This is a genomic window from Paenarthrobacter sp. YAF11_1 (genome assembly GCF_052113445.1).
Lineage (GTDB): Bacteria > Actinomycetota > Actinomycetes > Actinomycetales > Micrococcaceae > Arthrobacter.
In genome coordinates this window covers 627,638-640,386 of sequence record NZ_JBFRDF010000001.1, presented here as the reverse complement: position 1 = coordinate 640,386, position 12,749 = coordinate 627,638, and the positions used below count along the sequence as shown (strand labels likewise).

The following is a 12,749-nucleotide window of genomic DNA, read 5'->3' as shown; positions in this document are numbered from 1 at the left end:
AGTCCTCGTTCGAAAGTCAGTCCAGGTTCCGTCGTCAGTCGCGGTACAGGAGGAGGGCTTCACCCTGGCCGCCACCGCCACACAGCGACACTGCGGCCTTGCCTGTTCCCCGGCGCTTGAGTTCGTGCGCTGCATGCAGCGCGAGCCGTGCGCCGGATGCCCCGATGGGGTGGCCCAGCGCAATGGCGCCGCCATGGATATTGCACTTCTCCAGCGGATAACGCAGGTCCTTCAAGGATTGGACCGCCACCGAGCCGAAGGCCTCGTTGATCTCAATGAAGTCCAGGTCCTCCGCTTCCCATCCGGCCCGCTTCAGCGCTTGGGCAATGGCGTTGGATGGTTGGGAATGCAGAGAGTTATCCGGGCCGGCAACCTGGCCCGGCTTTCCTACAACAGCCAGGTAATCCAGGCCGTTGTCCTTGGCGAACCGGCGACTGGTCAGCACCAGTGCGGAGGCGCCGTCGGACAAGGGAGAGGAATTGCCGGCCGTGATGGTGCCGTCCGTAGCGAACGCGGCCTTGAGCGGTGCCAGGGTTTCCACTGTCGTGTTGGGGCGGACGCCTTCATCCGTACTGAGGACCAGCGGATCGCCCTTGCGCTGCTTGACCCTCACCGGAGCAATTTCGACGTCGAATGTTCCGTCCGCGATGGCGGCAGCGGCACGCTGGTGGGAAGCAGCGGCAACTTCGTCCTGGGACTTGCGGTCAATGCCGAGGGTGACGTTCTTGGTTTCTGTGGACAGGCCCATGGACTGTCCGTCGAAGGCGTCAGTGAGTCCGTCGTGGGCCGCGACGTCCAGGGCCTGGATGGCACCGTAGGTCCAGCCCTGCCGGGAGCCGGGCAGGAGGTGCGGTGCGCGCGTCATGGATTCCTGGCCGCCGGCCACCACTACGGTGGCGTCGCCGCTGCGGATCATGCGGGCGGCATCAATGACGGCAGTGAGTCCGGAGAGGCAGACCTTGTTGATGGTGACGGCAGGGATGTTCCACCCAACGCCGGCCGCAATAGCGCTCTGGCGGGCCGGGTTCTGACCCGCTCCGGCCTGGAGGACCTGCCCCATGATCACGGCGTCCACCTGTTCGGCTTTCACGCCGCTGGCCGCCAGGGCTGCGGTGATGGCATGTGCACCAAGGTCGACGGCGGTGAACCCCGCCAATTGCCCGTTGAGCCGACCCTGTGGGGTGCGGGAAGCGGCAAGGATGACAACGTCATTGTCGTCAGCGGAGTTGGTCATGGTCTCTCTTCCGATCCGGGAGTGGTGGTGCAAGGCTATCGCGGGGCGTGCGCCAGCCTACCCTTTCAACGGCTGTGCCTGTCGTGGCATTCCATCGGGATGCTGTGGAGGCCTTTGCTTAGGTGCCTGCAGCAACGGTGCTTGCAATCACGGACGATCTGGGGTAGACAGGAAGGCTGCTTTGCCGTATTGTAGATATTTGCGTCTTCCCTGTTAACCTTCAGCCTTCATATAGCGGTGGGCTTTACCTCTCAGCTGCACCATTGACGTGCCGTTCCTTAACGTGCATAGCCAATGAGTGGACTGGGTCCGGGTCATATAGCGGAACCGGAATAAGTATCCTGCGGAGCACTCTGCGGGATGCAAACGGGGGAGATCTGAAAACGCCTGAAGGTCTGTGGAAGGATCCCTCTTGGTCGCCTCGAGCACCTCTAATAACGAAACCGCTAACACGGCAAGCACCGATGGTGCCACCCGCCGCCTCTCATTCGCAAAGATTCACGAACCGCTTGATGTTCCGAATCTTCTCGCCCTGCAGACAGACAGCTTTGACTGGCTGGTCGGAAACGAACGCTGGCAGGCGCGGGTAGCGAAGGCTGTCGAGGAGGGCGACCTCAGCGTCGCCACCACCTCCGGACTTGCCGACATCTTCGAAGAGATCTCCCCCATCGAGGACTTCCAGGGCACCATGTCCCTGAGCTTCTCCGAGCCGGAGTTCGCTGACCCGAAGTACACCATGGCCGAATGCAAAGACCGTGACGCCACTTACTCGGCACCGCTGTATGTCAAGGCCGAGTTCATGAACAACAACACGGGCGAAATCAAGCAGCAAACCGTGTTCATGGGCGACTTCCCCCTCATGACTGAAAAGGGAACGTTCGTCGTCAACGGCACCGAGCGTGTCGTTGTCTCCCAGTTGGTCCGTTCGCCGGGCGCCTACTTTGAGCGCACCGCTGACAAGACCAGTGACAAGGACATCTTCACTGCGAAGATCATCCCGTCCCGTGGTGCATGGTTCGAACTCGAAATCGACAAGCGCGACCAGGTCGGCGTTCGCCTCGACCGCAAGCGCAAGCAGTCTGTCACGGTTCTCCTGAAGGCCCTTGGCTGGACCGAAGGCCAGATCCTGGAAGAATTCGGCCAGTACGACTCCATGCGTGCAACGCTGGAGAAGGACGCCACCGAGACCCGCGAAGACGCGCTTCTGGACATCTACCGCAAGCTGCGTCCGGGCGAGCCGCCCACAGTCGAGGCTGCCCAGTCCCTCCTGGACAACCTGTACTTCAACGCCAAGCGCTACGATCTTGCCAAGGTTGGCCGTTACAAGATCAACCGCAAGCTCGGCATCGACCGCTCCCTTGGTGACAAGGAAGCCTCGGTCCTGCACGTTGAAGACATCGTTGCCATGATCAAGTTCCTCGTTGCGCTCCACGCCGGCGAGAAGACCCTCATGGGCAAGCGCGACGGCGAAGACCACGAGCTCCGCGTCGACGTCGACGACATCGACCACTTCGGCAACCGTCGCATCCGCGCCGTCGGCGAACTGATCGAGAACCAGGTCCGCACCGGCCTGTCCCGTATGGAACGCGTCGTCCGCGAACGCATGACCACGCAGGACGTCGAGGCCATTACGCCGCAGACCCTGATCAACATCCGTCCCGTTGTTGCAGCCATCAAGGAGTTCTTCGGAACGTCCCAGCTGTCGCAGTTCATGGACCAGAACAACCCGCTGTCGGGTCTGACCCACAAGCGCCGCCTGTCGGCACTTGGCCCGGGTGGTCTGTCCCGTGACCGTGCAGGCATGGAAGTTCGAGACGTTCACCCGTCCCACTACGGACGTATGTGCCCCATCGAAACCCCTGAAGGCCCGAACATTGGTCTGATCGGTTCGCTGGCGTCCTACGGCCGCATCAACCCGTTCGGCTTCATCGAGACGCCGTACCGGTTGGTCGCGGAAGGCGTCGTTTCCGACGAGGTCCAGTACCTGACGGCCGACGACGAAGCTGAGGTCCTGATTGCACAGGCCAACGCTCCGCTGGATGCTGACAAGAAGTTCTCTGAAGAGACCGTCCTTGTCCGTGCACGTGGTGGTGGAGGCGAGCCCGTTCTGGTTCCCGCTGCCGAGGTTCAGTTCATGGACGTTTCCCCGCGCCAGATGGTGTCCGTGGCAACAGCCCTGATTCCGTTCCTTGAGCATGACGATGCAAACCGTGCACTCATGGGTGCCAACATGCAGCGCCAGGCCGTGCCGCTGGTCCGTTCCGAGGCTCCGTTCGTGGGCACCGGCATGGAGCGAGCAGCAGCCGTTGACGCCGGTGATGTTGTCATCGCGAAGAAGGCAGGTGTGGTCACCGAGGTTTCCGCCGAGCTGGTTGTCATGATCAACGACGACGGTACTGAGACCAACTACCGCATCAACAAGTTCGCCCGTTCCAACCAGGGCAACTGCTACAACCACCGTGTCCTGGTCAACGAAGGCCAGCGCCTGGAAGTTGGCGGCATCATCGCTGACGGTCCCGCAACGGACCAGGGTGAACTGGCCCTCGGTAAGAACCTGCTCGTGGCATTCATGTCATGGGAAGGCCACAACTTCGAGGACGCCATCATCCTGTCGCAGCGCATTGTTGCTGAGGATGTTCTTTCCTCCATCCACATCGAGGAGCACGAAATTGATGCCCGCGACACCAAGCTTGGTGCCGAGGAAATCACGCGTGACATCCCCAACGTGTCCGAGGAAGTCCTTGCAGGCCTGGACGAGCGTGGCATCATCCACATTGGTGCTGAGGTTGAAGCCGGCGACATCCTGGTCGGAAAGGTCACCCCTAAGGGTGAAACCGAACTGACCCCGGAAGAGCGCCTTCTCCGCGCCATCTTCGGTGAGAAGTCCCGCGAAGTCCGCGACACGTCCCTGAAGGTGCCCCACGGCGAGTCCGGTACGGTCATCGGCGTGCGCGTCTTCGACCGCGACAACGACGACGAACTGCCCCCGGGCGTGAACCAGTTGGTCCGCGTCTACGTTGCAGCCAAGCGTAAGATCACCGACGGCGACAAGCTCGCCGGCCGTCACGGCAACAAGGGTGTTATCTCCAAGATCCTCCCGATCGAGGACATGCCCTTCCTTGCAGACGGTACCCCGGTGGACATCGTCCTGAACCCGCTTGGTGTTCCGGGTCGAATGAACGTTGGACAGGTCCTGGAAACCCACCTTGGTTGGGTTGCCAAGACCGGTTGGAAGATCGAAGGCGAGCCGGAGTGGGTCAAGAACCTGCCCAACCTGCCCCGTGAAACCGGCCAGACCACCGTTGCCACCCCGGTGTTCGATGGCGCCCGTGAAGAAGAAATCACTGGTCTGCTTGACTCCACCAACGTGACCCGCGACGGCGACCGCCTGATCGATTCCTCCGGCAAGACCCGTCTGTTTGACGGCCGCTCCGGCGAGCCGTTCCCGGACCCGATCTCCGTCGGTTACATGTACATCCTGAAGCTCCACCACCTGGTGGACGACAAGATCCACGCGCGTTCCACCGGCCCGTACTCCATGATCACGCAGCAGCCGCTGGGTGGTAAGGCTCAGTTCGGTGGCCAGCGCTTCGGTGAAATGGAAGTGTGGGCGCTCGAAGCTTACGGTGCCGCCTACACGCTTCAGGAACTCCTCACGATCAAGTCGGATGACATCCATGGTCGTGTGAAGGTCTACGAAGCCATCGTCAAGGGCGAGAACATCCCTGAGCCTGGCGTTCCCGAGTCCTTCAAGGTCTTGATCAAGGAAATGCAGTCGTTGTGCCTGAACGTGGAAGTTCTTTCCACGGACGGAACCACGATCGAAATGCGTGACTCTGATGACGCAGTCTTCACGGCTGCGGAAGAACTGGGCATCGATCTGTCTCGTGCAGAGCCCAGTTCCGTAGAAGAGGTCTAGCAGCTGTTCCGGCGGGCAGCCTCAACACCTGTCCGTCGGAACAGCTCCCTCTTCCCGTAACCAAGACTTCAGAATTTAGAGAACAAGAGAGAACAGGGACCCTATGTCCAGCGAATCCTCCTTCGGCCTCATGCAGATCGGCCTCGCCACCGCGGAAGACATCCGCGGATGGTCTTACGGTGAGGTCAAGAAGCCGGAAACCATTAACTACCGCACGCTCAAGCCCGAGAAGGACGGCCTCTTCTGCGAGAAGATCTTCGGCCCTTCCCGCGACTGGGAATGCTACTGCGGCAAGTACAAGCGCGTCCGCTTCAAGGGCATCATTTGCGAGCGTTGTGGCGTTGAAGTCACCCGCGCCAAGGTGCGTCGTGAGCGCATGGGCCACATCGAGCTGGCCGCGCCTGTAACGCACATCTGGTACTTCAAGGGCGTTCCCTCGCGCTTGGGCTACCTTCTGGACCTGGCGCCGAAGGACCTTGAGAAGGTCATTTACTTCGCTGCCTACATGATCACCAGCGTTGACACCGAAAGCCGTCACGCCGAACTGCCGAACCTCCAGGTTGAGCACGACCTCGAGAAGAAGCAGATGGTGGACAACCGCGACAGCGACATCGCCACGATCGCCCGCGACCTCGAAGACGAGCTTGCCCGTCTTGAGGGTGAAGGCGCCAAGGCTGCCGACAAGAAGAAGGCCCGCGACTCTGCAGACCGCCAGATGGCGAACGTCCGCAAGCGTGCCGACGCCGACATCGAGCGCCTTGAGCAGGTCTGGGACCGCTTCAAGAACCTCAAGGTCGCTGACCTTGAAGGCGACGAGGGCCTGTACCGCGAACTGCGCGACCGTTACGGTCTGTACTTCGAGGGCTCCATGGGTGCCGAAGCGATCAAGAAGCGTCTCGAAACCTTCGACATGCAGGCTGAGGCTGAGTCACTGCGCGACACCATCCAGAACGGCAAGGGCCAGCGCAAGACGCGTGCCCTGAAGCGCCTGAAGGTTGTCAACGCATTCCTGACCACCAACAACAGCCCGCTTGGCATGGTTCTCGACGCCGTACCGGTGATCCCGCCGGAACTGCGCCCGATGGTCCAGCTGGACGGTGGCCGCTTCGCGACCTCCGACCTCAACGACCTCTACCGTCGTGTGATCAACCGCAACAACCGACTCAAGCGCCTGCTTGACCTCGGCGCTCCGGAGATCATCGTCAACAACGAGAAGCGCATGCTTCAGGAAGCTGTTGACAGCCTCTTCGACAACGGTCGTCGTGGCCGTCCCGTCACGGGTCCGGGCAACCGTCCGCTGAAGTCCCTGAGCGACATGCTCAAGGGCAAGCAGGGTCGTTTCCGCCAGAACCTCCTCGGCAAGCGCGTTGACTACTCCGGCCGTTCGGTCATCGTTGTTGGCCCGCAGCTGAAGCTGCACCAGTGTGGTCTGCCCAAGCAGATGGCCCTGGAGCTCTTCAAGCCGTTCGTGATGAAGCGCCTGGTTGACCTCAACCACGCCCAGAACATCAAGTCGGCAAAGCGCATGGTTGAGCGTTACCGTCCGCAGGTCTGGGACGTACTGGAAGAGATCATCACCGAACACCCGGTGCTGCTCAACCGTGCACCTACCCTGCACCGCCTCGGCATCCAGGCCTTCGAACCACAGCTTGTGGAAGGCAAGGCAATCCAGCTTCACCCGCTGGTTTGTGGCGCCTTCAACGCTGACTTCGACGGCGACCAGATGGCAGTCCACCTGCCGCTGAGCCCGGAAGCCCAGGCCGAAGCCCGCATCCTGATGCTGTCCTCGAACAACATCCTGAAGCCGTCCGATGGCCGTCCGGTGACCCTGCCTTCGCAGGATATGATCATCGGTCTGTACCACCTGACCACCAAGCGCGTCGGTTCTGCCGGCGAAGGCCGCATCTTCTCCTCGGTTTCGGAAGCCATCATGGCGTACGACGCCCGTGATCTGCACCTGAACTCCCAGGTCAAGATCCGCTTGGATGACTTTGTGCCTTACGCAGGCTGGGAAGCTCCGGAAGGTTGGGAGGCCGGTCAGCCGGCTCTCGTTGAAACCTCCCTGGGCCAGGTCATCTTCAACCAGACGCTGCCTGAGGACTACCCCTGGGTTGAGGCTGTTGCTGATAAGGGCGAACTGTCCCGGATCGTCAACGACCTCGCAGAGCGCTACCCGAAGGTAGTTACGGCGGCAACGCTGGACAACCTGAAGGACGCCGGCTTCTACTGGGCCACCCGTTCGGGCGTCACGGTTGCCATCTCCGACATCGAGGTGCCTACCTCCAAGCCTGCCATCCTGGCCGGCTACGAGGCCATGGCTGCCAAGATCCAGGGCCAGTACGACAAGGGCCTGATCGACGACGACGAGCGTCGCCAGGAACTGATCGAAATCTGGAACAAGGCCACCAACGAAATCGCCCAGGCGATGCGTGACAGCCTGTCCCCGATGAACACCATCAACCGCATGGTGTCCTCCGGTGCACGTGGTAACTGGATGCAGGTCCGCCAGATCGCGGGTATCCGTGGTCTTGTGGCCAACCCGAAGGGTGAGATCATTCCTCGCCCGATCAAGTCCTCCTACCGCGAGGGCCTGTCGGTGCTGGAATACTTCATCGCCACGCACGGTGCCCGTAAGGGTCTGGCCGATACCGCTCTCCGTACCGCCAACTCGGGTTACCTGACCCGTCGTCTGGTGGACGTATCGCAGGACGTCATCGTCCGCGAAGAGGACTGCGGCACCGAGCGCGGTCTGCTCACGCCGATCGCCGTGCCGGATTCCAACGGTGAGCTCGTCCTGGACGAGAACGTCGAGAACAGCGCCTACGCACGTACGCTGGCTGTCGACGTCGTCGATGCCCAGGGCAACGTCCTGGCTGCCGGCGGCACCGACTGCGGCGACGTCGTCATCGACCAGCTGCTGGCTGCAGGCATCACCGAGGTCAAGGTCCGCTCTGTACTCACCTGTGAGTCCAAGGTCGGTACCTGTGCACTCTGCTACGGTCGTTCGCTGGCCACTGGCAAGACCGTTGACATCGGCGAGGCCGTGGGCATTATTGCCGCGCAGTCCATCGGTGAGCCCGGTACCCAGCTGACCATGCGTACGTTCCACACCGGTGGTGCTGTTTCGGCCGGCGGTGGCGACGACATCACCCAGGGTCTGCCCCGTATCCAGGAGCTCTTCGAAGCCCGTACTCCGAAGGGTGTCGCACCGATTGCTGAAGCAGCCGGCCGCATCACCATTGAAGAGTCCGAGCGCCAGATGCGTCTTGTCATCACTCCGGACGATGGTTCCGAAGAGATTGCCTACCCGGTACTGCGCCGTTCACGTCTCCTCATCGAAGATGGCGAGCACGTCAGCGTCGGCCAGAAGCTGATCAACGGTCCGGTGGACCCGAAGCAGGTTCTGCGCATCATGGGTCCGCGCGCTGCACAGAAGTTCCTTGTGGACGAAGTACAGGGCGTTTACCGCAGCCAGGGTATTGGTATCCACGACAAGCACGTCGAGGTTATCGTCCGCCAGATGCTGCGTCGCGTGACCGTCATCGAATCCGGCGACTCCGACCTGCTCCCCGGTGAGCTTGCAGAGCGCGCCCGCTTCGAGGACGAGAACCGCCGCGTCGTGTCCGAGGGCAAGTCCCCGGCTTCGGGTCGTCCGGAACTCATGGGTATCACCAAGGCTTCCTTGGCTACTGAGTCCTGGCTGTCGGCTGCTTCCTTCCAGGAAACCACCCGCGTCCTGACGCAGGCGGCCATGGAAGGCAAGAGCGATCCTCTGCTCGGCCTCAAGGAAAACGTCATCATCGGTAAGCTCATCCCGGCTGGTACGGGTCTGCCCCGCTACACAGAGGTCACTGTGGAGCCGACGGAAGAAGCAAAGGCAAGCCTGTTCACGGGCCCCAGCGCTTTCACCGACTTCTCCTATGACGCCCTGGGCGGCGACGGAGCTCCCGAGTTCCACGCCATCCCGCTGGATGACTACGACCTCGGTAACGACTTCCGCTGATCCGTTGTCCTCCCGCCGTCATGGCTGAGTTGACGCCGTAAAGGTCCGGCCCCGTACTCCATGAGTGCGGGGCCGGACCCGTTAACGGCGGCAGCTTTTCGCGCAGTCAGGCGGGGGAGTGGAGGACGACGGCGGCAGCCGGGTTGCGCCGTCGTCCTCCATACACCCGATTAAGGCCTTAGATCAAGCCGTGCTAGACTTTTGGTAATTGTTCTGTGTGGCAGTGGATGAAGGCCGCCGCAGCATCATTTTGGTTTTGTTCTCATGGTGCTGGGTGGAGCCTGTTTCCGGGTTGCGGGCAACATGCGCAACGAATGCCGCACTTTTGCACGCCTACCGGAGTTTCGGCCGGCTGCACGAGCAACGCCAAAGTTCCCACGTTTACACCGGCTGGCGCCGGTGTGTGGGGGCAGAGATCAAACAACGGAGAACACGAAAGTGCCTACGATTAACCAGCTGGTCCGCAAGGGCCGCACGCCGAAGGTCTCCAAGACCAAGGCTCCCGCGCTGAAGGGCAGCCCGATGCGCCGCGGTGTTTGCACCCGCGTTTACACCACCACCCCCAAGAAGCCGAACTCGGCTCTCCGTAAGGTGGCACGTGTGCGTCTCAACGGTGGCGTAGAAGTAACCGCCTACATCCCCGGTGTTGGCCACAACCTCCAGGAGCACTCCATCGTGCTCGTCCGTGGTGGTCGTGTGAAGGACCTTCCGGGTGTCCGCTACAAGATCGTCCGCGGCGCACTCGACACCCAGGGTGTCAAGAACCGCAAGCAGGCTCGCAGCCGTTACGGCGCAAAGATGGAGAAGAAGTAATATGCCTCGCAAGGGTCCGGCCCCGAAGCGGCCGCTAGTTTCCGATCCCGTTTACGGCTCCCCGTTGGTCACGCAGCTGATCAACAAGGTTCTTGTCGACGGCAAGAAGTCCACCGCAGAGCGCATCGTTTACGGTGCACTTGAAGGTGCACGTGCCAAGTCCGGCGGCGACCCCGTTGCCGCTCTCAAGAAGGCCATGGACAACGTCAAGCCTTCCCTCGAGGTACGTTCACGCCGTGTTGGTGGCGCTACCTACCAGGTTCCGGTTGAGGTCAAGCCGGGTCGCTCCACCGCCCTCGCTCTGCGTTGGCTCGTGGGCTACTCCAAGGCCCGCCGCGAGAAGACCATGACCGAGCGCCTCCAGAACGAAATCCTGGATGCCTCCAATGGTCTTGGTGCCGCTGTGAAGCGTCGCGAAGATACCCACAAGATGGCCGAGTCCAACAAGGCCTTCGCACACTACCGCTGGTAAAAACTTTCCGGACGCCGCCGGCTCACTGAGCCGGCGGCGAACGTGTAGTCCATCCGAAAGGGAGACCCCGTGGCACAGGACGTGCTTACCGACCTTAATAAGGTCCGCAATATCGGCATCATGGCCCACATCGATGCCGGCAAGACCACCACTACCGAGCGCATCCTGTTCTACACGGGTGTGAACCACAAGATCGGCGAGACGCACGACGGCGCTTCGACGACTGACTGGATGGAACAGGAAAAGGAACGCGGCATCACCATCACGTCTGCCGCCGTGACTTGCTTCTGGGACAAGAACCAGATCAACATCATCGATACCCCGGGCCACGTGGACTTCACGGTTGAGGTTGAGCGCTCCCTGCGCGTCCTCGACGGTGCAGTTGCAGTGTTCGACGGCAAGGAAGGCGTGGAGCCGCAGTCCGAGACTGTTTGGCGCCAGGCTGACAAGTACAACGTTCCGCGTATCTGCTTCGTCAACAAGATGGACAAGCTGGGCGCTGACTTCTACTTCACCGTAGACACCATCATCTCCCGCCTTGGTGCCAAGCCGCTGGTTATGCAGCTGCCCATCGGCGCTGAGAACGACTTCATCGGTGTCGTTGACCTCCTCGAAATGCGCGCCCTGGTTTGGCCTGGCGACGCAAAGGGTGACGTCACCATGGGCGCTTCCTACGAAGTGCAGGAAATCCCGGCGGACCTCCAGGCCAAGGCTGAAGAGTACCGTGCACAGCTCGTAGAGACTGTGGCCGAGGCTTCCGAAGAGCTCATGGAGAAGTACCTCGAAGGTGAAGAACTCACCCTTGAGGAACTGAAGGCCGGCATCCGCAAGATGACCATCAACTCCGAGCTCTACCCGGTGTTCTGTGGTTCTGCCTTCAAGAACCGCGGTGTCCAGCCGATGCTTGACGCTGTTGTTGACTTCCTGCCGAACCCGCTCGACGTCCCGCCGATGATCGGTCACGATCCTCGCGACGAAGAGAAGGAACTCACCCGCAAGCCGTCTGCAGACGAGCCGTTCTCGGCCCTCGCCTTCAAGATTGCTGCGCACCCGTTCTTCGGCCAGCTGACCTTCGTCCGCGTGTACTCAGGTCACGTTGAGGCAGGCGCCCAGGTGGTTAACTCCACCAAGGGCAAGAAGGAACGCATCGGCAAGCTGTTCCAGATGCACGCCAACAAGGAAATGCCCGTTGAGGGCGCTACCGCCGGCCACATCTACGCAGCTATCGGTCTGAAGGACACCACCACGGGTGACACCCTGTGTGATTCCAACAACCAGATCGTCCTCGAGTCCATGAGCTTCCCGGAGCCCGTGATCTCGGTTGCCATCGAGCCCAACACCAAGGGTGACCAGGAGAAGCTCTCCACGGCTATCCAGAAGCTCTCCGCTGAGGACCCGACCTTCCAGGTCTCCCTCAACGAAGACACGGGCCAGACCATCATCGCCGGCATGGGCGAGCTCCACCTGGACATCCTGGTGGACCGCATGCGCCGCGAATTCAAGGTCGAGGCAAACGTCGGCAAGCCGCAGGTTGCTTACCGCGAAACCATCAAGCGCGCAGTCGAGCGTCATGACTACACGCACAAGAAGCAGACCGGTGGTTCGGGTCAGTTCGCAAAGATCCAGATCGCGATCGAGCCCATGGACACCGCTTCCGGCGAGCTGTACGAGTTCGTGAACAAGGTCACTGGTGGCCGCGTTCCGCGCGAATACATCCCGTCCGTTGACGCTGGTATCCAGGATGCACTGAACGACGGCGTCCTGGCCGGGTACCCGGTTGTCGGCATCAAGGCCACGCTGATTGATGGCGCGTCCCACGATGTTGACTCTTCGGAAATGGCGTTCAAGATCGCCGGACGTATGGCTTTCAAGGAAGCTGCACGTAAGGCGAACCCTGTTCTGCTTGAACCGCTGATGGATGTTGAGGTCCGCACACCTGAGGAATACATGGGTGATGTTATTGGTGACCTGAACGCCCGCCGTGGCCAGATGCAGTCCATGGAAGACGCAGCAGGTGTGAAGGTTATCCGTGCACACGTTCCGCTGTCCGGCATGTTCGGCTACATCGGTGACCTCCGGTCCAAGACCCAGGGTCGCGCTGTGTACTCCATGACGTTCAACAGCTACGCGGAGGTCCCGAAGGCAGTTGCCGACGAGATCATCCAGAAAACCCGCGGCGAGTAATCTCCCGGTAACGGATGCAATTCCGGTATCGGGAAGGCATCTAAGCGCGTGAGGCGGGGCTGCGGCGACAGCCGCGGCCCGGCCCCTGCGCAAACAGGCTCGAGGAACTACTATTGGTTCCTGA

General features: G+C 61.3%; 6 protein-coding genes. 5 read left to right on the top strand and 1 reads right to left on the bottom strand.

The features are described from left to right. Positions 1 to 34: 34 nt before the first annotated feature. Positions 35 to 1,234, bottom strand: coding sequence for an acetyl-CoA C-acetyltransferase (locus AB4Y77_RS03125; protein ID WP_311213687.1), 1,200 nt, complete (start codon positions 1,232 to 1,234; stop codon positions 35 to 37). 412 nt (positions 1,235 to 1,646) lie between these two features. Here AB4Y77_RS03125 and rpoB point away from each other — a divergent pair, with 412 nt between their 5' ends. The 5 genes from rpoB to fusA all read left to right on the top strand — a co-directional run bounded on the left by rpoB (position 1,647) and on the right by fusA (position 12,625). Beyond that, positions 1,647 to 5,153: a DNA-directed RNA polymerase subunit beta gene (gene rpoB, locus AB4Y77_RS03120; protein ID WP_311213686.1), complete on the top strand. Its 3,507-nt coding sequence runs from the start codon at positions 1,647 to 1,649 to the stop codon at positions 5,151 to 5,153. Positions 5,154 to 5,256: 103 nt separating this feature from the next. Continuing rightward, positions 5,257 to 9,156, top strand: a complete 3,900-nt coding sequence (locus tag AB4Y77_RS03115) for a DNA-directed RNA polymerase subunit beta' (RefSeq protein WP_089595805.1) — start codon at positions 5,257 to 5,259, stop codon at positions 9,154 to 9,156. Between the two features lie 438 nt (positions 9,157 to 9,594). Further along, complete coding sequence (gene rpsL / locus AB4Y77_RS03110; RefSeq protein WP_009358312.1) at positions 9,595 to 9,969, top strand: 30S ribosomal protein S12; 375 nt, start codon at positions 9,595 to 9,597, stop codon at positions 9,967 to 9,969. A 1-nt stretch (position 9,970) separates the two neighbouring features. Further along, on the top strand, positions 9,971 to 10,441 hold the full coding sequence (gene rpsG, locus AB4Y77_RS03105) for a 30S ribosomal protein S7 (protein ID WP_003803829.1): 471 nt from the start codon (positions 9,971 to 9,973) through the stop codon (positions 10,439 to 10,441). Positions 10,442 to 10,510: 69 nt separating this feature from the next. Beyond that, on the top strand, positions 10,511 to 12,625 hold the full coding sequence (gene fusA, locus AB4Y77_RS03100; RefSeq protein ID WP_311213685.1) for an elongation factor G: 2,115 nt from the start codon (positions 10,511 to 10,513) through the stop codon (positions 12,623 to 12,625). The last annotated feature ends 124 nt before the right edge of the window (positions 12,626 to 12,749 follow it).

Coding starts and splice junctions, on each gene's coding strand:
- AB4Y77_RS03125 (WP_311213687.1), bottom strand. CDS start 1,234: ATGACCAACTCCGCTGACGACAATGACGTTGTCATCCTTGCCGCTTCC.
- AB4Y77_RS03115 (WP_089595805.1), top strand. CDS start 5,257: ATGTCCAGCGAATCCTCCTTCGGCCTCATGCAGATCGGCCTCGCCACC.
- rpsG (WP_003803829.1), top strand. CDS start 9,971: ATGCCTCGCAAGGGTCCGGCCCCGAAGCGGCCGCTAGTTTCCGATCCC.